The organism is Acinetobacter sp. YH01004 (assembly GCF_013420455.1).
GTDB lineage: Bacteria > Pseudomonadota > Gammaproteobacteria > Pseudomonadales > Moraxellaceae > Acinetobacter > Acinetobacter towneri.
Genome location: NZ_VOXZ01000001.1, coordinates 1 through 25,262 on the forward strand (window position 1 = coordinate 1; position 25,262 = coordinate 25,262).

Annotated in this window: 27 protein-coding genes and 1 pseudogene; 2 read left to right on the top strand and 26 right to left on the bottom strand. The window is 41.5% G+C overall.

Features of this window, described 5'->3' with window-relative positions; translation table 11 throughout:
- Positions 1-127: 127 nt before the first annotated feature.
- From FTT71_RS00005 to FTT71_RS00020, 4 genes and pseudogenes are all read right to left on the bottom strand, one after another.
- A pseudogene (locus FTT71_RS00005) lies at positions 128-274 on the bottom strand (aldehyde dehydrogenase); the annotation flags it as partial.
- A 199-nt stretch (positions 275-473) separates the two neighbouring features.
- Entirely contained in the window at positions 474-2,639 is a 2,166-nt protein-coding gene (locus FTT71_RS00010; RefSeq protein WP_004976757.1) for a malate synthase G, read from the bottom strand.
- 358 nt (positions 2,640-2,997) lie between these two features.
- Positions 2,998-4,152, bottom strand: coding sequence for a cell division protein ZapE (gene zapE / locus FTT71_RS00015; protein ID WP_004976758.1), 1,155 nt, complete (start codon positions 4,150-4,152; stop codon positions 2,998-3,000).
- 89 nt (positions 4,153-4,241) lie between these two features.
- Complete coding sequence (locus FTT71_RS00020; protein WP_171501106.1) at positions 4,242-5,249, bottom strand: AraC family transcriptional regulator; 1,008 nt, start codon at positions 5,247-5,249, stop codon at positions 4,242-4,244.
- 169 nt (positions 5,250-5,418) lie between these two features.
- Here FTT71_RS00020 and FTT71_RS00025 point away from each other — a divergent pair, with 169 nt between their 5' ends.
- Positions 5,419-6,897, top strand: a complete 1,479-nt coding sequence (locus tag FTT71_RS00025) for an NAD(P)/FAD-dependent oxidoreductase (RefSeq protein ID WP_154320792.1) — start codon at positions 5,419-5,421, stop codon at positions 6,895-6,897.
- Between the two features lie 67 nt (positions 6,898-6,964).
- Positions 6,965-7,870 (top strand): lysine exporter LysO family protein, encoded by a 906-nt coding sequence (locus FTT71_RS00030; RefSeq protein WP_004976767.1) that lies wholly within the window; start codon positions 6,965-6,967, stop codon positions 7,868-7,870.
- Positions 7,871-7,991: 121 nt separating this feature from the next.
- Here FTT71_RS00030 and pyrF read toward each other — a convergent pair whose 3' ends face one another.
- The 22 genes from pyrF to FTT71_RS00140 all read right to left on the bottom strand — a co-directional run bounded on the left by pyrF (position 7,992) and on the right by FTT71_RS00140 (position 25,254).
- Positions 7,992-8,672: an orotidine-5'-phosphate decarboxylase gene (gene pyrF / locus FTT71_RS00035; RefSeq protein WP_178318417.1), complete on the bottom strand. Its 681-nt coding sequence runs from the start codon at positions 8,670-8,672 to the stop codon at positions 7,992-7,994.
- Positions 8,673-8,854: 182 nt separating this feature from the next.
- Positions 8,855-9,220 (bottom strand): lipopolysaccharide assembly protein LapA domain-containing protein, encoded by a 366-nt coding sequence (locus FTT71_RS00040; RefSeq protein WP_004976771.1) that lies wholly within the window; start codon positions 9,218-9,220, stop codon positions 8,855-8,857.
- Positions 9,221-9,237: 17 nt separating this feature from the next.
- The gene (locus tag FTT71_RS00045; protein WP_004976773.1) at positions 9,238-9,543 is read right to left on the bottom strand and encodes an integration host factor subunit beta; all 306 of its coding nucleotides are present in this window, start codon (positions 9,541-9,543) and stop codon (positions 9,238-9,240) included.
- A gap of 159 nt (positions 9,544-9,702) precedes the next feature.
- The gene (gene rpsA, locus FTT71_RS00050) at positions 9,703-11,379 is read right to left on the bottom strand and encodes a 30S ribosomal protein S1 (protein ID WP_004976774.1); all 1,677 of its coding nucleotides are present in this window, start codon (positions 11,377-11,379) and stop codon (positions 9,703-9,705) included.
- Positions 11,380-11,498: 119 nt separating this feature from the next.
- Positions 11,499-12,191: a (d)CMP kinase gene (gene cmk / locus FTT71_RS00055; RefSeq protein ID WP_180160622.1), complete on the bottom strand. Its 693-nt coding sequence runs from the start codon at positions 12,189-12,191 to the stop codon at positions 11,499-11,501.
- Positions 12,192-12,207: 16 nt separating this feature from the next.
- On the bottom strand, positions 12,208-12,639 hold the full coding sequence (locus tag FTT71_RS00060; RefSeq protein WP_019836521.1) for an SRPBCC family protein: 432 nt from the start codon (positions 12,637-12,639) through the stop codon (positions 12,208-12,210).
- A 101-nt stretch (positions 12,640-12,740) separates the two neighbouring features.
- Positions 12,741-13,232, bottom strand: a complete 492-nt coding sequence (gene tadA, locus FTT71_RS00065) for a tRNA adenosine(34) deaminase TadA (protein ID WP_180160623.1) — start codon at positions 13,230-13,232, stop codon at positions 12,741-12,743.
- A 27-nt stretch (positions 13,233-13,259) separates the two neighbouring features.
- Positions 13,260-14,381, bottom strand: coding sequence for an enoyl-CoA hydratase/isomerase family protein (locus FTT71_RS00070; RefSeq protein WP_004976784.1), 1,122 nt, complete (start codon positions 14,379-14,381; stop codon positions 13,260-13,262).
- The gene (ung, locus tag FTT71_RS00075; protein ID WP_004976786.1) at positions 14,378-15,091 is read right to left on the bottom strand and encodes a uracil-DNA glycosylase; all 714 of its coding nucleotides are present in this window, start codon (positions 15,089-15,091) and stop codon (positions 14,378-14,380) included. Before ung ends, FTT71_RS00070 begins: the two co-directional genes overlap by 4 nt.
- A gap of 37 nt (positions 15,092-15,128) precedes the next feature.
- Positions 15,129-15,725, bottom strand: coding sequence for a 6-carboxytetrahydropterin synthase (locus FTT71_RS00080; protein WP_104851897.1), 597 nt, complete (start codon positions 15,723-15,725; stop codon positions 15,129-15,131).
- 182 nt (positions 15,726-15,907) lie between these two features.
- Positions 15,908-16,891, bottom strand: a complete 984-nt coding sequence (gspK, locus tag FTT71_RS00085; protein WP_171501107.1) for a type II secretion system minor pseudopilin GspK — start codon at positions 16,889-16,891, stop codon at positions 15,908-15,910.
- Between the two features lie 13 nt (positions 16,892-16,904).
- The gene (gspJ, locus tag FTT71_RS00090) at positions 16,905-17,528 is read right to left on the bottom strand and encodes a type II secretion system minor pseudopilin GspJ (RefSeq protein ID WP_131261480.1); all 624 of its coding nucleotides are present in this window, start codon (positions 17,526-17,528) and stop codon (positions 16,905-16,907) included.
- Complete coding sequence (gspI, locus tag FTT71_RS00095) at positions 17,525-17,905, bottom strand: type II secretion system minor pseudopilin GspI (RefSeq protein WP_179990279.1); 381 nt, start codon at positions 17,903-17,905, stop codon at positions 17,525-17,527. The genes gspJ and gspI overlap by 4 nt, the downstream gene beginning before the upstream one ends.
- On the bottom strand, positions 17,895-18,446 hold the full coding sequence (locus FTT71_RS00100) for a prepilin-type N-terminal cleavage/methylation domain-containing protein (protein ID WP_131261481.1): 552 nt from the start codon (positions 18,444-18,446) through the stop codon (positions 17,895-17,897). Before FTT71_RS00100 ends, gspI begins: the two co-directional genes overlap by 11 nt.
- A 6-nt stretch (positions 18,447-18,452) precedes the next feature.
- Entirely contained in the window at positions 18,453-19,067 is a 615-nt protein-coding gene (locus tag FTT71_RS00105; RefSeq protein WP_004976797.1) for a TetR/AcrR family transcriptional regulator, read from the bottom strand.
- 93 nt (positions 19,068-19,160) lie between these two features.
- Positions 19,161-19,934, bottom strand: coding sequence for a TatD family hydrolase (locus FTT71_RS00110; protein ID WP_004976800.1), 774 nt, complete (start codon positions 19,932-19,934; stop codon positions 19,161-19,163).
- Positions 19,935-19,958: 24 nt separating this feature from the next.
- Positions 19,959-20,300: a PilZ domain-containing protein gene (locus tag FTT71_RS00115; RefSeq protein WP_026438361.1), complete on the bottom strand. Its 342-nt coding sequence runs from the start codon at positions 20,298-20,300 to the stop codon at positions 19,959-19,961.
- A 10-nt stretch (positions 20,301-20,310) separates the two neighbouring features.
- The gene (locus tag FTT71_RS00120) at positions 20,311-21,300 is read right to left on the bottom strand and encodes a DNA polymerase III subunit delta' C-terminal domain-containing protein (RefSeq protein WP_131261482.1); all 990 of its coding nucleotides are present in this window, start codon (positions 21,298-21,300) and stop codon (positions 20,311-20,313) included.
- Positions 21,301-21,314: 14 nt separating this feature from the next.
- Positions 21,315-22,076, bottom strand: coding sequence for a 3-deoxy-manno-octulosonate cytidylyltransferase (gene kdsB / locus FTT71_RS00125; RefSeq protein WP_004976805.1), 762 nt, complete (start codon positions 22,074-22,076; stop codon positions 21,315-21,317).
- A gap of 11 nt (positions 22,077-22,087) precedes the next feature.
- Positions 22,088-23,101 (bottom strand): tetraacyldisaccharide 4'-kinase, encoded by a 1,014-nt coding sequence (lpxK, locus tag FTT71_RS00130; RefSeq protein WP_179990275.1) that lies wholly within the window; start codon positions 23,099-23,101, stop codon positions 22,088-22,090.
- Between the two features lie 3 nt (positions 23,102-23,104).
- Positions 23,105-24,832, bottom strand: a complete 1,728-nt coding sequence (msbA, locus tag FTT71_RS00135) for a lipid A export permease/ATP-binding protein MsbA (RefSeq protein ID WP_179990134.1) — start codon at positions 24,830-24,832, stop codon at positions 23,105-23,107.
- Positions 24,832-25,254: a biopolymer transporter ExbD gene (locus FTT71_RS00140; RefSeq protein ID WP_004976812.1), complete on the bottom strand. Its 423-nt coding sequence runs from the start codon at positions 25,252-25,254 to the stop codon at positions 24,832-24,834. Before FTT71_RS00140 ends, msbA begins: the two co-directional genes overlap by 1 nt.
- Positions 25,255-25,262 lie beyond the last annotated feature (8 nt).

A 25,262-nucleotide genomic window follows, 5' to 3' on the forward strand; every position in this document is an offset into this window, starting at 1 on the left:
TTGCTATAGACCACATTTAAGTTTAAATATGAACACCCCGAATCAGATGTATGAGCAAACTAAAACCGAGCTAATTGCTTAACTCGGTTTGAAGTGGAATACTGTCAATCTATTTCAGGACAAGACAACTATCAACATCTACCACGCTGGCGCCCTGCATCTCAAAAATTGTAGTTTGATGATATGGATTCAAGTTTGGAATGGTTTTAGTAGATGTCCCAACCGACCACTTGCCGCCAATAAATTGTTGATTCAAATCTTGATATGCTGGCATGTATTTGTCCTTGCGCTACTTTTTATATATGACTTTCACTCTACTCCGCAGCTTGATGTTTTTCTAGCAGCAAGTACATCCTGTAACTATTCAGCTGCAAAATTTTCAAAAAACCATAAGCAAAATACAGGCAACAAAAAAGCCTCCGAAGAGGCTCATTTGTTTGTATTACACAATCAGTAAATCAAATCCTAAAGGATTAATCACCTGTATAACCTTTTAACTTTAAACGCGCTGCGTGTAAAAGTGGCTCTGTGTAACCAGAAGGTTGCTCGCCACCTTTGAAGATCAAGTCAGATGCAGCTTGGAATGCAATGTTATTAGCAAAGTCGTTAGACATAGGCGTGTATAGTGGATCATCAGCATTTTGTTGATCTACAATTTTCGCCATGCGCTGCATTACTTCTTCAACCTGTTCACGCGTTACAATTCCGTGACGTAACCAGTTGGCAACGTGCTGAGAAGAAATACGTAAAGTTGCACGGTCTTCCATCAGGCCCACATCATTGATGTCTGGAACTTTAGAACAACCTACACCCAGATCAACCCAACGAACGACATAACCCAAGATACCTTGGCAGTTATTTTCCAGTTCTTTTAGTTTCTCTTCTTCAGACCAGTTGGTATCAGTTGCAAGAGGTGGAGTTAACAAATCATCTAAAGGCAATGCTTCAGTTGCAAGCAATTCTTGCTGACGGTTTGCTACATTAATTTGATGGTAGTGAATCGCGTGAATCACTGCACCTGTTGGAGACGGAACCCATGCACAGCTTGCGCCTGCTTCAGGATGTTCAGTCTTGGTTTTGTACATGTCTAACAGCATGTCTGGTTTTGGCCACATGCCTTTACCAATCTGTGCTTTACCACGTAGACCTGTTTGTAGACCTACCATGACGTTACGGTTTTCGTAAGCTGGGAACCATTTTTGGCCTTTGATTTCGCCTTTACGAACAAATGGACCTGCTTCCATGAAGGTATGGATTTCATCACCTGTACGATCCATGAAACCGGTGTTAATAAAGATGGTACGGTCTTTCGCCTGAGCAATACAGTTTTTCAGGTTAACAGAGGTACGACGCTCTTCATCCATGATACCGATTTTCAGGGTTTTAGCAGGTAAGCCAAGCGCTTGTTCAGCACGTTCAAACAGCTCAACCGCAAATGCTACTTCTTCTGGACCGTGCATTTTTGGCTTAACGATATACATAGAACCGGTACGTGAGTTCTTGATCGTGTTCTCACCACGGATATCAGCCACAGAAAGCAATGGAGTGACCAATGCATCCATGATGCCTTCATAAATTTCTTCGCCATCTACAAGGATCGCCGGGTTTGTCATCAAGTGACCCACGTTACGAAGCAGCATCAATGAACGGCCATGAACCTTGGTCTCACCGCCTTCAACATTTTTGAAGGTGCGGTCAGCATTTAGTTTACGGGTAATGGTCTTGCCATTTTTCTCGATAGACTCTTCAAGCGTACCTTTCATCAAGCCTAACCAGTTACGGTAGCCTTCAACTTTTTCTTCAGCATCAACTGCTGCAACAGAGTCTTCCAAGTCTTGAATCGTCGTTACAGCCGCTTCAAGCACAACATCTTTCACGCCAGCTGCATCTGTCTGTCCAATTGGGCTGTTTGCATCAATCTGGATGACTGCGTGCAGGCCGTTATTTTTCAGTACGATTTCAGTTGGTGCAGAAGCTTCGCCATTGTAACCAACGAATTTAGAGCTATCCGCAACAGTTGTTGTAGAACCATCTTTTAGGCGAACAACAAGTTTGTTTGCTTCTACAGCATATTGAGTCGCGTCGGCATGTGAACCTTGCGCCAATGGGAAAGTTTCATTTAAGAAGTTTTTCGCGAATGCAATTACTTTTTCACCACGAACTGGGTTGTAGCCTTTACCTTTTTCTGCGCCATTTTCTTCAGAAATAACGTCAAAACCGTAAAGTGCGTCATATAACGAACCCCAACGTGCGTTTGCTGCGTTCAAGCAATAACGTGCGTTACGTACAGGTACTACGAGCTGTGGACCAGCCAATAATGCGATTTCTTCATCAACATTTTCGGTGGTAATTTGAAAATCTTCTACTTCTGGTAATAAGTAGCCAATTTCAGTCAAGAAAGCTTTGTAAGCTTCTAATTCAAATGTATTATTGCGGTGCCATTCATCAATTTTAGCCTGAAGCTCATCACGCTTTGCGAGTAATGTTTTGTTCTTAGGGCTAAGATCGACAACGACTTGCTCAAAGTTTTTCCAGTATGTATCACTGTCCAAACCAGAACCTGGTAATGCTTCATTTTCGATGAAATCGTAAAGTTCTTTAGCAATCGCTAACTTGCCTTTTTGAATACGTGCAGTCATTGTCTTTCCTGATATTGCTACTTTTTATACAAGAGATTCTAGTATACTGATTTATATTTAGCTGAATAGTATTATCACATTTCAAAATAACGATCATTTATTACAAGATGAATGACAACAATCATCATAAATCCTGATCAGAAACACGACACTATTACTCATCTAAATACACTTTTACAGTGTATAAAGTTTTTGAAATGTCGAAATTAGACTTAAGTTCAGATTTTGTTGTAAAAATCGACGTCAGTCTTATTGCAACCCTTCAAGATTAAGCCATGTTTATGACAAAATGTCGATAAAACCAACAGTCACATCTTTTCTATCATAAAAAAGCGCCTAGTTCTAGGCGCTTAAAAGATCAACTGATTTGATGTTTGGCTTCGGTGGCCTGTATCTGTCGATGTTCTTCATTTAAGTAATCATCAGACTGCATTTCCAATAAACGTGAACGTGTGCGTTCAATTTCAAATGCCAGTTTTTCGCCCTGATAAATTTCAATAATCGAATCTTCAGAAGTCAGTAATAACTTGACACCACGATCATAAAATTCATCGACCAAATAAATAAAACGACGTGTTCCTTCAGACAAGAAGTCTGTTAAATGCGGTACATTGCTCACCAAAACCGTGTTGTAGATGTTGGCAATTTCAATAAAGTCTGCAGGACTACGCGGTTTAAAGCACAGTTCTGAAAATTCACACCACAACACATCTTCAGTATGCGCAATTGTTTCAACAATACGTTGGTTGATAATAATTGGCTCAGAAGAATAATGTTGTGTATTACTCAAAGCACTGAAACGCTGTGCCATCCAGTTTTGATTATCATGCGTTAAAGGCGATTTAAATAATTGCGCCTGTTTCAAAACACGTAAGCGATAATCTACACCAGCATCGACATTTAGCACTTGGCAATGTTTTTTGACCATTTCAATGGTTGGAATAAAACGATCTCGATGGATACCATTTTTATATAAACCGTCTGGGGCGATGTTAGATGTTGCCACCAAAGTAATGCCACGATGGAATAATTTTTGGAACAAGTCACTCAGAATCATCGCATCAGTCACGTTAGATACGAAAAATTCATCGAAACAAATCACCACTGCATCTTTATAAATTTGGTCTGCAACAGAATCGAGCGGGTTACGCTGCCCTGAAAGTTTGTTCAGTTCACGATGCACATGCTGCATAAAGTGGTGAAAGTGCATACGTGTTTTACGTCTAAATGGAATCGAGTCGTAAAACTGATCCATGAGCCATGTTTTACCACGACCTACACCACCCCACATATAAACACCCTGTGGTGCTGTTTGGCGGCGGAAACGGCGGAACGCTTTTTTTGATGCTTTATAGCGTTGAATTAATTCCTGCCACACACGCTCAAGTTCGTGTACAGCCTGCGCCTGCGCATCATCTGGCATAAATTGTCCAGAGGCTAACGCTTGTGCATAACGCTCCGCAGGCGATAATGGAGTAAAGGCTGTGGTTTGTGGCGAATTAAAATCAGACATATTCATCAGTACTTATTTGGGCAAATAGATTATAACGAAGATCGAATCACGAGATATAGCACTTTGGCATAGTTTGCAAAATACTTAGGCTATTTTGTATATTGGCGTGGACTTTGTCCAAACCACCGCTTAAAGGCATGATTAAATGCTGCGGGTTCTGAATAACCAAGTAACTCTGCAATCATTTCAATTGAATATTCCTGATATTCAATTAATCGCAATGCTTTATCTTTGATGAGATCTTCACGAATTTGTTTATAACTGGTGTTCAGTTGTTGCAGTTGATGGCGCAATGTCCGTTCAGGAATTTGCAAAGCATGTGCTGTTTCTGCCATGCTCGGCATACTGCCCTGTTGTAACTCCAAATAATCTTTTACGCGCTGCACTACCGAAGGCGCATCATCTTCAAGTTTAAGTCGCTCTAACTCAATCACACACTTGGCTTCATAACTGCTAAAAGTGACTGCATCGGCAGAGGGAATACGTGCTGTGAGAACTGCATCATCAAACCAAAATGCTGCTTGTGATTGATTAAAAACAATATCTTGACCGTAATAATCATAAAAAGTTTGCAAAACTTCACTTTGCTGCGGCTGTACAAATGGCAATTCTATGCGAATACGTGGCGCACTCATCCCCATCATTTTATATAGGTCTTGAATAAATTTGAATGTGCCTGAAATTTCACACTGCGCACGTAATACACCTAAACTACTATGTAAATCATTGGGTTGATAACACAATGCAATATGTCGCGTGCTATGTTGTAAACTTAGTTTCCCGCTTAAATGCGTCAATCCCTGATATTGAATCCCTTTTTCTAATGCAGTGGCAATATCTGGACTGGTCACCAATAACATCAATAAAGGACCATAACCTGCCAAAGCATAATGCTGTCCAATAAACAGCCCCATTTCAGGTTCTACATCTTCACCAATCACTTTTAGAATATCCCATTCCAAACTCGGATGAATGATTGAACTGGTATCTAGCGCATCTGCACGCAAGCCGATACTTTGCAATTTTGCATCGACATCAACGCCTGCTTTACGCATGCCTTGTATTAAATACATTAAGCCAAGTATGGATCTTTTCATAAAATGAACAGTGCGAAACGGAATATCCTTTTTACCCGATTCGTCCACAGATAGAAATTGCCGAAAATATCAATTTTTATGTCAGCACGATCATGTTACCGCATGCTGGCTTATTCTATCCTGACTCAAACAAACTCAAATCAAACAAAATAAATATAAGGATATCTTCATGCAGGATGCAGCAGCGTATTATCAAGTCGCAATTATTGGTGCAGGCTTTGGCGGATTAGCCATGGCGATTCGTTTACTACAACGCAATATTCATAACTTTGTGATTTTAGAAAAGTCTGATGAAGTGGGTGGTACTTGGCGTGAAAATCAATACCCTGGTGCGGCTTGTGATGTGCAGTCGCATCTGTATTCATTGTCATTTGCACCCAAAACTGACTGGTCAAAACGCTATGCCGAAGCACCAGAAATTTTTCAATATATTCAAGATGTGGTGCAACAATTTAATCTGCGTGAATATTGCCAATTTAACAGCGAAGTGGTGCATACCGAATACCATGAAAAAGACTGTGTATGGCATGTTGCGTTAAAAGATGGCAGACAATTGAGTTGCCAATATTTAGTCTTTGCTTCTGGCCCACTGCATGTGCCACAAATCCCGCACATTAAAGGCATTGAAAAGTTTCAGGGCAAGGTTTTTCACTCGTCTCAATGGGATCATCAATACAACTTAAATAGCAAAGTTGTGGCATCTATTGGCACAGGCGGCAGCGCGATTCAATACATTCCTGAAATTGCACCTCAAGTTAAACAGTTATATGTCATGCAACGTACAGCTGCATGGGTCATTCCACGAGATGAACGCAAATATCTGAATATTGAGAAAAAACTGTTTAAACAAGCAGACTGGTTTAGAAAATTGCATCGTGCGCGTTTGTATTGGTCGAATGAATCACGTGCAATTCCAATCATGCAACCTAGCGTGATGAAATATACCCAAAAACTGGCAGAAGCCTTTATTCGTTTTCAGGTCAAAGACAAACAATTGGCACAAAAACTCACGCCTGACTACATTATGGGATGTAAACGTATTTTAGTGTCCAATAAATACTTCCCAACTTTTAACCGTGACAACGTCGAATTAGTGACTGATGCAATACAGGAATTGACTGCAGACAGCATCATCACCAAAGATGGTAAAATGCGAAAAATTGATTGTCTGATTTATGGCACAGGCTTTATTACCGATCCGCGTATCTATCTACAGCCATTTAGCTGCATTGGTGAACATGGCGTTGAATTAAAACAGGCATGGAAAGATGGCGCAGAAAGCTATTACGGCATTAGCCACAAAGGTTTTCCGAACCTGTTTCAGTTGCTTGGGCCAAATACAGTTTTGGCGCATAACTCGGTTATTTTTATGATCGAATCGCAAGTCGATTACATTCTGCAAATGATGGATTTGGTGGCACAATCACAGAGCAATGCAATTGTAGTAAAAGATCAAGTACAAGATCAATTTAACCACGATGTGCAAGACATGCTAAATAACACGGTTTGGCAATCTGGCTGTGTAAGTTGGTATCAACAAGATGGTGGAAAAAACTTTGCACTTTGGCCAACCTATACTTGGAAATATTGGCTAAAAACCAAGTCGCTGCATCCGAGTGATTTCAGATTAATCAGTAAAGCGGCATAAATTTCCGCTTTTAAAAGCAAACTGGCATAATCAACAGGTTTTTATCTATCTCCCACCTGTTGATCTCATGCAATCTCTTTGGCTGATTTTCCAATTACTCTGCTGTTTATGTCTAGGCTTTGTACTGGCAAAACGCCTCCCTCGAATAATCGAAAAAATTGCGTTTCAACTGCTTCCATATTTTAGCTATATCCTGCTAATTGCAATTGCGATGGAATTTTCACAAACGCTCGGTTCACTACAGCAACCATCGCATATTCTATCTACAGCTTTACAGATTGCATTTGCTACATCAATTGGTGCTTTTCTGTGTTGTTATTTGCTTTACAAAGGTTTGGGGCTGCAAGCAACGCAAGGCAAAGTTTCATTACAGTTGTTGATTCAATCCTGCATCAACATCAGTTATGCCTTTTTTGCACTTTTGGCAGGCTACGTGCTGCATCTACTTTTTAGTGCTATGGATTTCCAAGTTCAGATCAACACTTGGTATTTACTGTTGCTGTTTATGTGGATGATTGGACTCGATCTCGCTTATTCGCCTTTAGATCGTTCTTGGCTGAATTGGAAAATTTTAATGGTGCCCGTAGGCTGTATTTTCGGTTCAGTTGCAGGGGTACTACTTTGCGCACTTTGGCTCCCCATCGCTCTACAAGATTTGCTTATGCTCTCACAAGGTTATGGATTTTATTCCATGAGCGGGATTGTGGTGTCGGAACTTCGCAATGCCGAATTGGGTAGTATTGCGTTAATGAATGATTTATTCAGAGAGATTTTTGCGATATTGCTGATGTATATTTTGGGATGGCGTTATCCACGTGCTGCAATTTCTGCCGCAGGCGCAACTGCCATGGACGTCACTTTGCCCATGGTAAAACAAGCCTGTGGCAACGATTTTATTCCACATGCCATGGTCAGTGGATTTGTATTGTCAATCCTTGCACCCATTGCTGTAAGTGTATTGGCTGCTATTTAAAAAGAATCAACAATTGTCCTCTCTCCCTCTGGGAGAGAGTTGGAGAGAGGGTTTGCGCTCTATTTAGGCGAGAGTTAGAGAGAGGGCTTATCTCCCTTTTAGAGAGTCAGCGATAGTAAAATTAAAGCGTCGCTAAAATATCTTTCAAAGTCTGACGTGGATTTTCAGATTTTGTAATTGGACGACCAATCACCAAATGCGTAGAACCATCCAGCATAGCTTGTTTGGGAGTCACAATACGTTTTTGATCATCGGCATTTGAGCCTTCAGGACGAATCCCTGGAGTTACTAAAGCAAAATCTTGCCCTAAGGTTTCACGCAGCATTTTGGCTTCTTGCGCAGAACACACCACACCATCTAAACCACTTTCTTTAGTGAGTTTAGCTAAACGCTGAACTTGCTCAAAAGGCTCAATATCTAAACCTAAATCTTTTAAATCTTCACGCCCCATAGAAGTCAGTACAGTCACTGCAATCAGTTGCGTCTGATAATTCCCTGCTTTTAAACGCTCCACACAGGTTTCCATCATTTTGCGACCACCTGAAGCATGTACGTTGACCATCCATACGCCTAAATCTGCTGCAGCACATACAGCCTGAGCTGTTGTATTTGGAATATCATGAAATTTCAAATCTAGAAAAACCTCAAAACCTTTGTCATGCAAGGCTTTCACGACTGCTGGACCTTCATGGGTAAATAACTCTTTACCAACTTTTACTCGACATAATGCAGGGTCTAATTGTTCTGCAATGGTTAAGGCGTCATATTGGCTTTTAGCATCGAGGGCAACAATGATACTCAAGAGAATTACCTATGGATTTGACAAAGAGTCGCTATTATAAAGTGATTCGTGCCAAGCAGATAGTCAAAAAGACAGCTTATCCACCATCGCAGCGATAATCAGCCATTCGTCAAAGGCACACATAAAAAAACACCCCAAGATAACCTTGAGGTGTTGATGATCAATTCAGTCAACAGAGCAAATTAAAGTGCATTAGAAGAACGATCTTCAGTATGCACATCTAATACCGTTTTTTCATGACGAGTATGCGCAGCAGCTTCAGCAGCAGCCAGTTGAGCTGCATGAATTTGCTCTTTGCGTAGGTATTCAATATCTTTACGTAGTCGCTTAATTTCCCAACTATTTTGGAATACACGGAAAACCTGCACGCCCAACAATAACCCTAGCACCAAACCAAGTGCCAATGTAATCAGTAGCAATAGACCCAAACGCATTGCAGGCACTTGAGTAAATAACAGGTCAACTGAAAGTTCAGTGCCGTTTTGCAAAACCAATGCCAGAGAATATCCAAATAGAATAACTAAAATAGCGACTAGAACGTAACGCATAAACACCCCTAGGAATTTTATTTATTTACAGACTCGTTTACTGCATCACGTAGTGCTTTACCTGGTTTAAAGTGCGGTACAGCTTTAGCCGCAACTTCTACAGACTTACCTGTTTTTGGGTTACGACCTACACGTGGTTCACGGTGATGCAATGCAAAACTACCGAATCCACGAATTTCAATTCGGTTATCTGCCGATAGTGATGCAATCATTTGATCAATCATGATCTTCACAGCTTCTTCCACCAATGGCTCAGCCAAATGTGGATTTTTCAAAGCAATTCGTTCTATCAAGTCAGACTTATTAAGTGCTTCAGTAGTCATCTGCGACCTCTTTAATTATCAAGCTACTTTTACCTAAACTGATAATAACCTGTTTAAATACAAAACGGTAGCGTAATAATTGAATACTACGCTACCGTTTACAGTATTTGTGTAAAAAGTATGTGCTAATTTACATTAACCATACAGTTTACCCGCAACTTAGTTGCCCATTTGAGCTTTGATCAAGTCACCAATTGTCTTAGGACCATTGTCTTGACCGCTAGTTGCAGTTTTCAAGTTAGCAACAGCTTCTTTCTCTTCAGCTTCGTCTTTCGCTTTGATAGACAAGTTGATAGAGCGAGATTTACGGTCTACGTTGATGATTTTCGCTTCAACTTCTTGACCAACTTCCAAGAACTTAGTTGCATCTTCAACGCGATCACGGTTGATTTCAGATGCTTTAAGTGTTGCTTCAACTTCGTCAGCTAACTTAACAGTTGCGCCACGAGCATCAACAGCAGTTACAGTACCTTTAACCAAAGCACCACGTTCGTTAGCAGCTAAGAAATCGTTGAATGGATCGCTGTTCAATTGCTTGATACCAAGGCTGATACGGTTGCCTTCAGCGTCTACAGAAAGGATAACCGCTTCAACAGTGTCACCTTTCTTGTAACGACGAATAGCTTCTTCGCCTTGCTCGTTCCAAGAAATGTCAGACAAGTGAACTAGGCCATCGATACCGCCTGGTAAACCGATGAAGATACCGAAGTCAGTGATTGACTTGATTGTACCTGAAACTTTTTCACCTTTGTCGTGGTTCTTAGCAAACTCTTCCCATGGGTTAGCACGAGTTTGTTTGATACCAAGAGAAATACGACGACGCTCTTCGTCCACTTCAAGAACCATAACGTCAACTTCGTCACCAATCTGAACAACTTTAGATGGGTGGATGTTTTTGTTAGTGTGGTCCATTTCTGAAACGTGTACTAAACCTTCAACGCCTTCAGCGATTTCTGCGAAACAGCCGTAGTCAGTTAAGTTTGTTACGCGAGCTTTAACGATAGAACCTTTAGGATAACGGCTCATGATCGCTAACCATGGATCTTCGCCTAATTGCTTAAGACCTAAAGATACGCGGTTACGCTCTTTGTCAAATTTAAGTACTTTAACAGTAACTTCTTGACCCACTTCAACCACTTCTGATGGATGCTTGATACGTTTCCAAGCCATGTCAGTGATGTGAAGAAGACCGTCAATACCGCCAAGGTCAACGAATGCACCGTAGTCAGTAAGGTTCTTAATCGTACCAGTAACAGTTTGACCTTCTTCAAGCTGAGCAAGAAGCGCTTCACGGTCAGCTGAAGATTCAGCTTCCATAACTGCACGACGAGATACAACAACGTTGTTACGTTTAGCATCAAGTTTGATAACTTTGAACTCTAACTCTTTACCTTCAAGGTGAGTTGTGTCACGGATAGGACGAGTGTCTACCAAAGAACCTGGTAAGAACGCACGAACTGGACCGATGTCTACAGTGAAACCGCCTTTAACTTTACCAGAGATAACACCAGTAACGATTTCGCCGTCTTCAAAGATTTTTTCAAGTTTAGTCCAAGTTTCAGCACGTTTCGCTTTTTCACGTGATAAAACAGTTTGGCCCATACCGTTGTCAAGTGCTTCAACAACAACATCAACGGTGTCACCAACTTGAACTTCAAGTTCGCGTTGTTCGTTTAAGAATTCAGCGCGGTCAACAACGCCTTCTGATTTAAGGCCAGTATCAACTGTTACCCAGTCAGAGTCGATGCTTACTACAACGCCTTGGATGACAGCACCCTTTTCAACGTTGAGGTTTAATTCGCTTTCTTCAAAGAGGGCTGCAAAAGATTCGGTCATGATATACCTGATAAAGTCAGCGGTCTTGGATCAGACAAGGCCGGTTTAGTTAAGCGTCTACATAGTCCGTATAGAACTGATCAAGCTATGCGTTCGCTGAATAGGTTTATTTCACGCGGTTAAGCGCGGCAAATAGCAAGCTTCTGATCGACATAAGCCGTCATTAATGCAAACACTTCATCAATGTTCAACTCAGAACTATCAATGATGTAAGCATCTTCTGCGGGCTTGAGCGGAGCAACTGTGCGCTCCATGTCTCGTTTGTCGCGAGCCTGTATATTCGCTAAAATGTCGCTTATTTTAGCATCCAGCCCCATACCCTGCAACTGTTTTACTCGTCTTTGTGCACGTGACTCTGCCGAAGCAGTTAAATAAATTTTAGCCTGCGCATTTGGGAAAATACTGGTCGCCATATCGCGTCCATCTGCAACCAAGCCTGGTGCTTGGGCAAAGGCATGCTGACGTGCAAGTAATGCTGTGCGCAATTCAGGTACTGCCGCAACTTTTGAGGCATATTCCCCCACACGTTCGGTACGTATGGTTTGCGTGACATCTTCACCATCAAGCAACACTTGTGTGCCATCTGGCTGGGTCACAAATTGAATATTGAGCTGTGTTGCAATGGCAACGCATTGACTCAGTTCAGTATCAAGTTTATCTAGCAAATTCTGCTTATGTAACGCCAAACCCAACAAACGATACAACGCACCAGAGTCGAGTAAATGAAACTGATAATATGCTGCCAATTTTGCCGCGAGTGTGCCTTTACCTGAACCGCTAGGGCCATCAATGGTAATAATTTGAACCGTCATGCTGTTTCCGAAATGATTAGAGAGATTTTGCGAGTTTGGATAAACCAATTTTAATTGCAGTTTTCAACTGCGCAAGAATAGCTTTGCTCACAAACGGAACTCGCGCTTGTAGCTCAATGCTATACGTGACCAAGGTTTTGTGATCTGCCACTTGCTGAAATTCAATGGTACCCAAATGATGTTTGATCAATGGATTTTTAATGATTTTATATTCAATCCGCTGATTCGGTTCAAGCACGGTAATTTGCTCTTGCAAAGGTTTAATTGGCCCAATCCCCATACGACGCACCGAACCTACACCATCTGGACGTTCAGGGTCAGCAGAGTCTTTAATGCGCACCACTTGCATTGGTGCAAACGCAATATTATAAGTTGCATGTTTAGAAAGTAATTCAAATACTTGCGCAACTGGCGCATTAAATTCTTTTTTAATTTGAATAGCGTGCATGGTTTGCCCTGATGATGAATGCTATGTTGTGTTTGATTTAGTTTAACGCAAATCAAGCCTAAAACTCAGAACTGGTTTTGATCATGGAGGTCATTTATCAACTATTGCTGCTTTTGTTGTTTCTTTTGCGCACGGCGCATCTTAAAAAAATCACTCAACTGGGCTGAACATTGCTGCTCTAAACAACCTGATTGATACTCAAAAATATGATTGTAATAGCCTGACTCTAAAAGCTTTCTAGCACTGATCAATGAGCCGGCTTTGGGTTCAGTTGCTCCAAATACCACACGTTTGATTCGCGCATGAATGAGCGCACCCACACACATGGTACAAGGCTCCAGTGTGACATAAAGCGTGGCATCTTCAGGCAAACGATAATTTTGAATATGATCACATGCTGCACGGATTGCCACAATTTCGGCATGTGCGGTTGCGTCGTGTAAGGAAATAGGCGCGTTATAACCCGCGCCAATCACTTGATTTTGACTAACGATGACAGCCCCCACAGGAATTTCCCCCTGTGCTGTAGCCAAAGCAGCCTGCGCATAGGCAAGCTGCATCCAGTCTTCATCACTATAGTTCTGTTCTGACATTTAAATATGAGTAAAAATCAATACGAATTAAATAATCTCGTATTGTTTCAATAACTCATTCCAGCTTTCAATGCTCGTCACAGGTGGATTGTCTGCAAAAATGGTTTTGAGCTGCACTGGCCCATTTTGCTGCCAAGCTGGTGCAAGGTCTTTATCGACCAAACGTGCGCGCACACCTTCGACAAAATCTGCGTGGCGAATTTTCCAGTCTGAAATTTGCGTTTCCAGTTCAAACACTTCATTCCAAGCGTGAACCTTCTTACCCCATTGCCATAGTAACCACGTTAAAGCTGCTGTGGTTGGTGAACCTTTTTGCAAGTTTTCACTGGCTTGACGTAACCAATCGCTACGTGCATCGCTTAGACCAATGATGGATTCATAATCACTTTCAAAACTCACACCACGGCACACGCTTTGAATCACATCCAAAGAATTCTGTAGCGGCCCAGGCCCTACAGGACGGTGCATGCTGTTCAAGGTATCATCAATGGCACGGAAGTCACCTGCAGGGTAATGATTCCAGTCAATATTAATGACTTTTTCTAATACAGAAGCGCGTTGTGCATCACAAATATGGGTTGCCCAACCAATACCATACGCACCTGCAGCAGTCATAATTGAACCCGTTAAACCTGTGAACAAGCCAATCGCACCACGGTCAGCCAAGAAACGAGTTGCCCCTACATCTGGGTATAAACCAATGTTAATTTCTGGCATAGCTAAACGTGAATACGGTGTCACCAAACGGAATGGTGCAGCCATAAATAGACCTAAGCCACCACCCATGACATAACCTTCACCCCACACTAAAACAGGCTTGGCATAGTTATGTAGCAACAAGTCCAACGCATATTCTTGCTCAAAGAATTTATTGGCAGTTGCAACCTCATCATTAATGACAAGCTGACGTAATTTACGCACATCACCGCCTGCACAAAATGCTTTTGGTGTGGTCGAATCTAGCCAAATTGCTTTTACGCTATCATCGGTATGAAAGTCTTCAAATACTGCCAATAATGCAGAAACAATAGATTCATCTAAAGCATGCAAAGATTTTGGGCGATTCAAACGTACAATGCGCCAACCGTTATTTGCTTCTTCGACAATTAAATCCGGATGATATTCTTTAGAAATGGGAGAATGTGTCATGCGTCCAGCTGCCAGTCTATAGGCTCAATGCCATTTTGTTTAAGATAATTATTTGATTTTGAAAATACTTTACATCCAAAAAAACCACCGCGGTTTGCTGCCAATGGGGATGGATGCGCTGCCTTCAAAATCAGATGTTTATTTGGATCTATACGTTGTCCTTTACGTTGTGCATACGCGCCCCACAAAATAAACACAATATGCTCACGTTGTTGATTTAACACATCAATCACATGATCTGTAAAATCTTCCCAACCCTGCTTTTGGTGCGAGGTTGGTTGTCCTGCTTCTACTGTTAACACGCTGTTGAGCAGCAATACCCCTTGCTCTGCCCAATGGGTTAAATCACCGTGTCTTGGAATAGGCACACCTAAATCTGTATGTAACTCATGGAAAATATTACGCAAAGATGGTGGCAATGCAACCCCTCTTTGTACAGAAAAACTAAGTCCATGTGCCTGATTAGGTCCATGATAAGGGTCTTGCCCAATAATCACGACTTTCACCTGATTTAAAGGCGTGGTATTTAGAGCATTAAATATCAGTGAACTTGGTGGATAAATCACCTTATTCTGTTGTTTTTCCTGCAACAAAAAATCGCGTAGCGCATCCATTTGTGGACTCAATAAAAATTCAGCTAGATTGTATTTCCAACTCTCATCTAACTGAACTTTATTTAAGCTCGCATATTGCTGCTCAGTAAAAGACATACCGCTATCAATCCTTGTTGATGTCTAATGATGTGATTTAAAGTTTAACTTGTAACTCGACATTCGGGTTTTGGAATGTCATCCCCTGTTTTAATTTTTCATACATTTGTGGGTCTGACCATTCTGTCTGTACTTGCTCAGAGAAATGAATTTGATCCAGACTTAGCAATCCCATCTGCGCATTTTCAATATCTTCCAAAAAGCTTTGTGCATAGCCTGTATCAGTTTCATGTACAATCACAGAATAGACTTCTACATCACCTTCCCCATTTTGTGTGATGGTTGATGCCAAAACTTGTTGTGCCAAATAAAAGAAAATACGTGAAAACTGCTCTGCTGATGGCGATACTGGTAAAGATACCCAACGTGCGCTGAACGTTTTGCAGGCTTGAATATATGCAGGGTCATCCTGCTCCCAAAAACAAATGGCATGATCGAAGGCATCAAATAATTCTTTGATTACACCTTTAAGCAAACCAAAGTCATACACCATTTGTCCATGATCAAGTTTTGAAGCTTTCAGTAATAATTCTACTTTATAGCTATGACCATGAATCGAGCGCTTACAGCGGTCTGAAGTGCAATTACGCACAATATGCGCATTTTCAAACTTAAATAACTTTCGAATTAACATGGGTCTTAACGTCATCAAAATATTTGGGGGATATTCTTTTTAATTATAATGCAAAACGTGAACAATAAGCCAATTTTAGCCCGCAGATTGCCAGACAAAAATCGTAATGATCAGTTTCAGTACAGATATGCAATGCATTTGCATCCGAATAACAGCAACTAAGTCAAGGTTAATGCTAATACTTAAAATGGCGCCAGACTTCGCCCACTGACATTGACAGATTTTTCGCTACGCACCAAATCACTGCTAAATTGACGTTTGCGCTCGCCCAATACCACTTCAATTTTGGCTTTAAAATAATGGGATTGCACACCCAATAAACTTGTAAATTCATTGCGTATCGCGCTATCGACAGCTTGAAAGCCATCTAACTCCCACAAAGCATTTACATTGCTAAAGTGCTCTAAATTGGCATTACGACGATCAAGTAGATTTTGCACAGCAACCACATCCAATTTTTCATCAAAGCTCGCCAAAACTAAAGCAGGTGCGGTATTAATATTGATAGTGGTATCTCGTTTTGGCAAGGCACTCACATAAGGTGCAATTTGCTGATACTTCGCACCTTCAAAACCACGGACTTGTTTTAATTCTTCCGCACTATGAAACAAGCTATTGGGCGGTAAATAAGGAATTGGCAAACCTTGGTAATAACTCGACTCTGCACCCATAGCACCACTCGGTTCATCATCTGCATCTTGCCAATCAATCACAGCTTCACTTAATTGCGCAGGTAGCCCAACACGCTGCAATAATTTTTCAAAATATTTTTTTGCTTTTTCGTTTACTTGATCTTCGGTTGTCAGCAAACTATTTAAATTAAATTTCCCTGACTCATCTTGCAGCACGCCCGATACATAACCATCTTCGACTGGAAATGGCGGCATCGGTTTTGCCCAGTTCTCTTGTAAGTGATCAACTTGGCCTGCATTTTCAGCATCATCTTGCAGTAATTCTGCAAAAAATACTTCAGCACTTTTGGCATATAACAATGCCTGATTTTGACGCATCAAATAGGCGGTATTTTCACTGGTGTACATTTGCCGCTTGGCAATGGTCGCTGCCAAAATCGTAGCTAAGGCAACCAACATCAAAATCGTAATCAAGGCGATGCCTTGTTGTGATTTGATGATGCTACCTAAGCGCTGAGTCGATTTTGAATACATTGCCACTGTGCCTTTAATTGTCTTTCTTCTTTAAAAAATCAGTCTGCAATAAGCTAAATATCCATTCGTATTGCACGTCACGCACGGTTAAATTTATTTTTATTCCTTTCGGGAGTAGCCTTAATTGTTCAGTTTGCTGCGAATCGACACTGCTTTCAGGCCAACTGCTCAATTCATTTGGATTCAAAACCATAATCTCAAAGGCTTCGACTTCATCCAACATCACGCTCGACTCAGGCTGATCATTGCCCGTTTGATGCAAATTACGATATTTTAAACGATACAATTTTTTTTCATCGGCACGATATTGATATTCAACACGCTCATGGGGTGAAATACTCTGCTGCAAAGGATCGGTCACCCCTGTTTTACTGAAATTAAAACGTCCATTTTGTAAAACCAAAGCAGGTTGTTGCTGCCCTTTGACATTGGCCGTTAATGGAACAGCCTGCATCGTGTCACGTAATATTTGTTGATAGCTTTCTTGCAACTGTTCTAGATTGGCTTCATGCATCGCATTGCGATCTTTGACTTTGGCGAGATAATCAAATACTTTCCAACCCAAAGCAGACAGCACTGCAAAAATTGCAATAGCGACTAGCAACTCAACTAAAGTGAAGCCTTTCTTTGTACTCATGATTGCTGCTCACGGGCATTAAAAAACACCAAAGAAGTCACTCCTGCTTCAACTTGTCCTGTGTCTTGATTATATAAACTGATTTGAAGATCGACACGTTGCACATTCGGACTAATGGTTGGCTGTGTGGACTTGTCAATTTGCCATGTTTCGCCCTGTTGTGTCACTTGCTTTGACTCTGTTCCACTTAACCATTGCCGATTCATTTCCATCAATGCCACTTCATTCAAAGCCACAAATTGTGCTTTGGTTCTTAAAATTGCATTGGCGGTGGATTGGGTATATTGCATCGCCACTTTGGTCATTGCCATAGCTACTGTTGCAAAAATTGCCAAAGCCACCATAACTTCAAGTAGTGTAAATCCTTTAGCTTTCATGGATTTTTCCTAAATGATCGACCTCTATTTCCGCACCTACAGGACGCTGTTCTAAATAGAACTGAATACGCACAGGTTTGGCTTCACCATTGCCCAGCCAAATCAGTGCGGGTGCATTACCTTGCAGCAACTCACTATTGTTAGCATTCGGATAGCTTTGTTCTAAAGATAAAATTTGGATAGAAACTTGTTCAGGCAACGTTCTGCTTTTAAATTCGCCATAGTTTTGCCATTTTTGATTATTTTGCAGGGTTAATTGTTGTTCTGAAGCATAAGGCTGATATTCCAGTACATCATATCGCGCAGGTGAAACATCGGTTGCTTGATGCAAATTGAGTGCAAAAATACGCGCTTGATCATTGGCTTCACGATTCAGTTTACGCAAATCCAATAAAAACACTTCCCGCGCCTGCATGGCTTTACGCTGATCAACACCACCGATATTCATTAAAACCAGCGATGCCATAATCGCCATAATGACTATCACCACCATCAATTCAATGAGCGTAAAACCGCGAACCGAAGATAGTGGTGTGTTCATAGCGTATTAATTCAATTGCTCGAAAGATTGTGCTTGTTTGGGCATCGCCAACGCTTGATCGATATAGGCCACACGTAAAGTATCCCGGGAACCTAAATAACGCTGATAGAAACTTGAGTTTAAAATGGCTGCCGCACCATGCGTAAGTGCCCAAATTGAAGCCAGATAATCACGCACTTCCATGTGACTATTAATAGATTCCAAATATTGTTCAGTCATACGGATAATGATGCGTAATCGGCTTTTACGAACCTGATATAGTTCACTAAACAACAAGCCAATGCCAACACCCGTTGTAGAAAGGCGTTCTTCAATTTGATGAAAAAGCACAGTACGTTCAGGATGATGTAAGTGATGCAGCATAAAAAATGCTAGATGTTCAGGAAACTGTTTTTCCGCATCTTTAATCATTTCTAGCAACATGCGCTCATTACGAATAATAAGCAACATATATAGTTCATCTTTACTTTGAAAGTGTTTATATAGAGTACCTTTGGCCAAATCCAGTTCTGCTGCCAAAGCATCAAGGGTCATTCCTGCTTCACCATTTTCCAAAAGCAACTGCTCTGCCACTTGGAAAATTAACGTTTCTCTTGCTCGAAACTGAGCCTGACGATCCATCTTCACCCGATAAACTCTCTTTTCACTATTCAATCAATGGAAATTTTTAATATCACCAGAACATTAAATTTTTGCATCATTCCACTATGCAAATTAATGTCCTTTGAGCAGGTTTTCAAAGTTTTGTGTTGTTATGAAAGCCATTTCCTCTAAGGACTTATCATATACATCACTTAGGGCTTTGGCTACATACGGAACGTATTTTGGCTCATTTGTCTTACCGCGATATGGCACAGGTGCCAAATATGGACTATCAGTTTCAATTAAGACACGGTCTAAAGGTACTTGCTTAGCCACATCACGTAAATCTTGTGCATTTTTAAAGGAAACAATGCCTGAAAACGACACATAATAACCGCAATCTAACACCGCTTTGGCGGTTGCCCAGTCTTCAGTAAAGCAATGTAATACACCATGTGTCGATTTTTCTGCACGGATAATATCTACCGTATCTTGCTTAGCAGCACGGGTATGTACCACCACAGGTTTTTTTACAGCTTGTGACGCATGAATATGCCGTGCAAAACAGGCTTTTTGCTCTGCGACAAAATCGGTACTGTGAAAATAATCTAGACCTGTTTCGCCCAAAGCCCAGACTTTGTCTGCTTGTGCCAAAGCAATCAGTTGCTCGGTGGTGGCGCGTGCCATATTTTCAGCGTTTTCACAAGGATGCACACCCACGCTATAACCGACATCGGCATGACGTGCTGCAATTTTTGACAATGCAATATGATCGTCTAAATCGACAGAGATACCCATAATTTTAGACACCCCCGCTAGGCGTGCCTGAGCAATTGCTGCGTCTAAGTCACCATCATAAGGGCTTAAATCCAGCATCGTTAAATGACAATGTGTATCTACAAACACGATTTTTTCCTAAAAGCAAACAACCTACATAGTGTAACTGTTACGGTTGTCAGACTTAAGCCCCGCAAGGATTCTTTCGGCTTCAGATTTGTAATAAACGCCTTTTTCACCGCTCAGTTGAATGCCAAAGCCCTGCAATTTAATGCCATTTTGCTTTTGCGAAATCCAGATGACTTTTCCTGTAAGTGGAATTTTTTGTGATTGTTCAGGCAAAGTTGCAAGTACGAAGATTTCTTCACCCATTTTTACAGGTTGTTTTGAGGGTACAAATAAGCCACCACCCACAACGTATGGCATATAACTTAAATATAGCGTTTCGACATCAGGAATATTGGCCTGAATAATACCGCCCATACGTGGTTGCATCATGTTCCCCTTAAATATTCATTAACTTAATACATAGCTGATCAAGCACCAGATTACTTTGCACGTTTTGCTCAAGCATTGGCTTGGCTTGCTGTAATTCTGCATATAAACCAAACAGACTTTCCAAGTCATATTGTTCAGCCAAATGCTGCAAAGCGGTGCTTAAATCCAAATTTTTAATGCTTTGATTTAGCTTGACACAAATTAAATCACACAACAAGTATTCAAACATCTGACTAAAATCAGTAAAGCTCAGCGCCTTGTTCCACTTGGTTGCGATTGCCAGCGGCATATTTTTTTGCGTCACCAGTTTATACCAGTCTTTGAGAAAATCTGTACGCTGTTCTAGCCATTCCACCTGAGCCAACTGTAAAGCCTGCAACGGCATTTGATTAGATAAATTCATCAATAATTGCTGCTTTTCCGCATCTACATCAGGTAAATGTTGCTGCAAATATGCCGTAGCCTGTGCAGCATCAATCCGGTCTAAAGCAAAGTGCTGTAAACGACTGCGAATGGTTGCAGGCAATTTAAGATAATGATCTGCCAGCAAAATAATCACGATGCGATCACCCGGTTCTTCGAGGGTTTTCAACAACGCATTGGAAGATGCAATATTTAAGGCTTCAGCAGGTTCAATCACAATCACCCGCCAGCCATCTACCGTTTGCTGGACAAAAGGTAATAAATCACGGATCTTCTCGATCTTAATTTTCGCGTTTTGCTTTTTATTCTCTTCATCGGTGCTGATATAGACATAATTTGGATGTGTATCTGATTTTAACCACTGACAACTACTACATTCACCACAAGGCTGTGATTGCACATCACGCTGCTGGCACAAAATCCAAGCCACAAATTGCTGTGCGAAGGCTTCTTTACCACAACCCTGTTTGCCAAAAAATAACAAACCATGCCCCATTTTGGGAAATCGCCCTGTCAGGTTTTCCCAAACTTGTTGCTGCCATGGATATACTTGTCCAATTACATCACGTTGCATGGTAGGTATTTCACTTACTCAAAATGCGCAATATCCATTGCATTCAAACGGTCTAAGTCTGCTTGGGTATCTACACCCGGTGGTAAATTGGCTTCTGCAACTGCAATGGCAATACGATGTCCATTTTCCAATACACGCAATTGCTCTAGGCTTTCCAGCTTTTCCAATGTTCCCATTTCCCAAGTCACATATTCTTGTAGCAATTCCACACGGTACGCATACAAGCCTAAATGACGATAAGCATGTGCATGCAATTGTGGTGTCGCTGCTTTTGCACCATCGCGGTCATAAGGAATCGTGGCACGGCTAAAATACAAAGCCTGATTGTGTTTAGACATGACCACTTTAACAATGCTGTCGCGAGTAAATTCATCTAGTTGCTGAATCGGCTCACATAGCGTAGACATCGAGCATTCAGGTTGAGCTTCTAACAACTGCGCCACTTGTTGCACCAATTGCGCAGGCAAAAGTGGCTCATCGCCCTGCACATTGACGATAATATCGTTTTTATCCCAACCTTTAATGCGCGCCACTTCACTTAAACGATCTGTACCTGATGGATGGTCTGCCGAAGTCAGCACTACATCTACACCTTCGGCACGGCATAATTCTGCAATACGAGCATCATCGGTCGCCACACACAAGTCATCAAAACCTGCCACTTTTTTTGCCTGATCAACCACACGTAAAATCATGGCACGACCATGAATTTCCAGTAAAGGTTTGCCTGGCAGGCGTGAACTAGCATAACGTGCAGGGATAACAATGTGCTTCATAATTTTCCTTATCATGGTCTTTCAGGCAGGTTTAAACCCAATTGTTTCAATTGTTGATGTAAGGTGACATAGCAGGCCGATGACAATACTGCATCTACAGGTACAACCCAAATTTCACGCTGAAAATCTGGATATTGTTTTAACAGAGGCAATAACTTTACTGCATCTTTTTCTGTGGTAATAATCGGTTGCGAATCTTCAAACTGCAAATCGGTAATTTCATAGTCATGGTGGTCTGGAAACTCATGGCATTGAAATTGGGTCACACCCATCGACTCTAAAGTTTTATAAAACCGCTCAGGAAAGCCAATGCCCACGACAGCATAAAAATTTTGGGTCGGATCAAAAATTAATTCTTGTGCGGGATGCAATAAGTATGGCGCTGCAACGGCCAAATGCATATTTAATTCAGAACTCGGTTGCGCTGCATGTTCAATCACCGTGGCATGCTCTAATCGAGATTTTGGTTCACGCAAATAACCTTCGGGCAATATTTTCTCGTTACCCAAACCACGATTATTATCTAAAACAATCCATTCCAATTGACGGTTTAAAGCCAAATGCTGCAAACCATCATCACTAATAATTAAATCCAATTCATGCTGTGCAAGTAACAATTCAATACTTTTTTGACGATTTGGCCCCACAGCCATCGGTACGCCTGTAGATTGCACAATCAAAGTCGGTTCATCGCCCACTACGTCAACATTAGCGTCAATGCTGACATAGGCTGGAAATGGGCCTTTTCCGCCATAACCACGGCTAATCACGCCAACACGAACATCTAAACTTTGTAGATATTTGACCAAGTGAATCAGCAAAGGGGTTTTGCCGCTGCCACCCACAGTAATATTGCCAATCACCATCACAGGTACGGGCGCGGTATAAGCGGTTTTAATACCTGAACGATATAAATTTTGATTGAGCAAACTCACACCACGGTACAATAAAGACAAGGGTCTAAGCACAACCAGCCATTTGGCCTGTTGCTGCCAAGCGTCCTGAATAAATTGTGCCAAAGCCATGAGTTAATGTTCCTCGAAGTTACGTTGATGCAACTGGAAGTACGCGCCTTTTTGCGCTATGAGTTCCTGATGAGTTCCTTGTTCTAAAATACGCCCCTGATCCATCACCACAATACGGTCAGCATTTTCAATGGTAGATAAACGGTGTGCAATGACAATGGTGGTACGGTCTTGCATGGCCGCATCAAATGCACGTTGAATAAAGTATTCAGATTCATTGTCTAAAGCACTGGTGGCTTCATCTAAAATTAAAATCGGTGCATTTTTCAAGATTGCACGTGCAATGGCAATACGCTGTCGCTGACCACCCGACAAATTCAAACCTTGCGCACCTAATGCTGTGTCGTAGCCTTGCGGTAAAGCCATAATAAAGTCATGTGCATAAGCCGCTTTGGCTGCAGCAATCACTGCTTCATCACTCGCACCTTCAAGCTGACCATAGGCAATATTTTCACGCACTGTACGGTTAAACAATACCACTTGCTGATTGACCATAGCAATTTGTGAACGCAGGCTATTCAGCTCAATGTCACGAATATCATGCTGATCAAACAAAATTTGCCCTGAAGATACTTCCTGAAAACGTACCAACAGATTGACCAATGAGGTTTTACCCGCACCTGAACGACCGACCAAAGCCACTGTCTCGCCTGCTTTGACATCTAGATTGAAATCATGAATGGCATGGTGTCCATCGGAATACACCAAATTCACATTTTTAAATTGCAAATTGCCTTTTAGGTCTGGTGTAAGCGTCCCGTGATTGTCTTCTTCAGGCATATCGAGCAATTCAAAAACCGAATGCGCTGCTGCCAAACCGCGTTGTAATTTTTCATTAATATCGGTAAGGGCTTTAATTGGTTTGCTCAACATACCTGCGGCAGTAATGTAGGCTACAAACTCGCCTGCTGAAATATCACGTAGAATTTCTGGGCGTAAGGCAATCCAGATAATAATTGCCAAAGCAATGGACATAATGAACTGCACCACAGGGCTGTTCAATTGCTGCACTGCCACCATCTTTAAACCACGACGCAGGTTTTCTAAAGAGTTTTCTTTAAATCGGCTTTGTTCATAGGTCTGACCACCAAAACCTTTGACGACCAAATTACCATTCACCGTTTCTTGCACCACGTGGTTTACATCCCCCATGGTGTCTTGTACTTGAATAGATAAACGACGCATGCGTTTTGCAGCTTTACGAATCAGCAAGCCAATTAATGGGCCAAATACCAAAATACAGAGGGTCAAACGCCAGTTGGTATACAGCAAATAGCCGAGCAAGCCGAGTGTAATCAAACCCTGTTGTACCAATGTACGCAGCGATTCTGTAGATGCAGCGGTCAACTGCTCTACGTTATACATAATTTTGGCAGTAATGTGCCCACTGGTATTATCTAAGTAATACTGTGCAGGTAAACGCAGCAATTTAGCAAAGACTTCCTGACGGATATTGAATACCAAATTACGTGAAATCACTGCGGTATAGTAACCGCCAATAAAAGTTCCCAAACCACGGAAAAACATCAGTGCAATGACTAATAGCGGAAATAGTGTGGTGAAAGATTGGTCACGCTCCTGAATGGCATTAATAATTTTTTCCAAGAGTTTTGCAACAGATACTTCTGTGGCTGCATTAATGGCGAAACCGATAATCACCAAGATTGCCAAGCCCCAAAATGGGAGCAAATATCTCAGAAGACGGCGATAGACCTGTAAATCCTTCTTCACTAATAACCTCGAGTTGGGACTTTCGTACTGATATTGATGTTGACGAAACCAAGTTGTCCTGCGACATCCATCACTCGAATCACATCTTGATGAGTGGCTTTGGCATCTGCAGCAATGATAAACATTAAATCACGTCGATCTTGAGAAATTTGTTTAATTGCTGTGCTTAAATCTGCCACTTCCTTAGTCGAAAGTGCCTGACCATTGACAGAATAATGCCCTGAAGAATCTACCACGACTTCAATTTTATGTTCATAAGATTTTGGTGGTACGCCTTGCGCATCTGGCAAAGTTAAATTCATACGGCTAAATTGGTTAAATGTGGTCGAAAGCAACAAAAACACCAAGATGAACAGCAAACAGTCAATCATTGGGGTCAGGTTAATATGAATATCTTCAACTTGCGAGCGTTTGAATTTCATAAACTCAC

Excerpts from the sequence above, each read along its gene's own strand:
- rpsA (WP_004976774.1), bottom strand. The coding sequence starts at position 11,379 with ATGACCGAATCTTTTGCAGCCCTCTTTGAAGAAAGCGAATTAAACCTC.
- lpxK (WP_179990275.1), bottom strand. The coding sequence starts at position 23,101 with ATGGCTTTGGCACAATTTATTCAGGACGCTTGGCAGCAACAGGCCAAA.
- FTT71_RS00100 (WP_131261481.1), bottom strand. The coding sequence starts at position 18,446 with ATGAACACACCACTATCTTCGGTTCGCGGTTTTACGCTCATTGAATTG.
- ung (WP_004976786.1), bottom strand. The coding sequence starts at position 15,091 with ATGTCTTTTACTGAGCAGCAATATGCGAGCTTAAATAAAGTTCAGTTA.
- FTT71_RS00040 (WP_004976771.1), bottom strand. The coding sequence starts at position 9,220 with ATGCGTTACGTTCTAGTCGCTATTTTAGTTATTCTATTTGGATATTCT.
- FTT71_RS00025 (WP_154320792.1), top strand. The coding sequence starts at position 5,419 with ATGCAGGATGCAGCAGCGTATTATCAAGTCGCAATTATTGGTGCAGGC.
- FTT71_RS00080 (WP_104851897.1), bottom strand. The coding sequence starts at position 15,725 with ATGTTAATTCGAAAGTTATTTAAGTTTGAAAATGCGCATATTGTGCGT.
- FTT71_RS00120 (WP_131261482.1), bottom strand. The coding sequence starts at position 21,300 with ATGCAACGTGATGTAATTGGACAAGTATATCCATGGCAGCAACAAGTT.
- cmk (WP_180160622.1), bottom strand. The coding sequence starts at position 12,191 with ATGACGGTTCAAATTATTACCATTGATGGCCCTAGCGGTTCAGGTAAA.
- FTT71_RS00010 (WP_004976757.1), bottom strand. The coding sequence starts at position 2,639 with ATGACTGCACGTATTCAAAAAGGCAAGTTAGCGATTGCTAAAGAACTT.
- gspI (WP_179990279.1), bottom strand. The coding sequence starts at position 17,905 with ATGAAAGCTAAAGGATTTACACTACTTGAAGTTATGGTGGCTTTGGCA.
- kdsB (WP_004976805.1), bottom strand. The coding sequence starts at position 22,076 with ATGAAGCACATTGTTATCCCTGCACGTTATGCTAGTTCACGCCTGCCA.
- FTT71_RS00020 (WP_171501106.1), bottom strand. The coding sequence starts at position 5,249 with ATGAAAAGATCCATACTTGGCTTAATGTATTTAATACAAGGCATGCGT.
- gspK (WP_171501107.1), bottom strand. The coding sequence starts at position 16,891 with ATGTATTCAAAATCGACTCAGCGCTTAGGTAGCATCATCAAATCACAA.
- gspJ (WP_131261480.1), bottom strand. The coding sequence starts at position 17,528 with ATGAGTACAAAGAAAGGCTTCACTTTAGTTGAGTTGCTAGTCGCTATT.
- zapE (WP_004976758.1), bottom strand. The coding sequence starts at position 4,152 with ATGTCTGATTTTAATTCGCCACAAACCACAGCCTTTACTCCATTATCG.
- FTT71_RS00070 (WP_004976784.1), bottom strand. The coding sequence starts at position 14,381 with ATGACACATTCTCCCATTTCTAAAGAATATCATCCGGATTTAATTGTC.
- FTT71_RS00045 (WP_004976773.1), bottom strand. The coding sequence starts at position 9,543 with ATGACTACTGAAGCACTTAATAAGTCTGACTTGATAGAACGAATTGCT.
- FTT71_RS00105 (WP_004976797.1), bottom strand. The coding sequence starts at position 19,067 with ATGGATCGTCAGGCTCAGTTTCGAGCAAGAGAAACGTTAATTTTCCAA.
- FTT71_RS00140 (WP_004976812.1), bottom strand. The coding sequence starts at position 25,254 with ATGAAATTCAAACGCTCGCAAGTTGAAGATATTCATATTAACCTGACC.
- FTT71_RS00060 (WP_019836521.1), bottom strand. The coding sequence starts at position 12,639 with ATGCACGCTATTCAAATTAAAAAAGAATTTAATGCGCCAGTTGCGCAA.
- FTT71_RS00030 (WP_004976767.1), top strand. The coding sequence starts at position 6,965 with ATGCAATCTCTTTGGCTGATTTTCCAATTACTCTGCTGTTTATGTCTA.
- FTT71_RS00115 (WP_026438361.1), bottom strand. The coding sequence starts at position 20,300 with ATGCAACCACGTATGGGCGGTATTATTCAGGCCAATATTCCTGATGTC.
- tadA (WP_180160623.1), bottom strand. The coding sequence starts at position 13,232 with ATGTCAGAACAGAACTATAGTGATGAAGACTGGATGCAGCTTGCCTAT.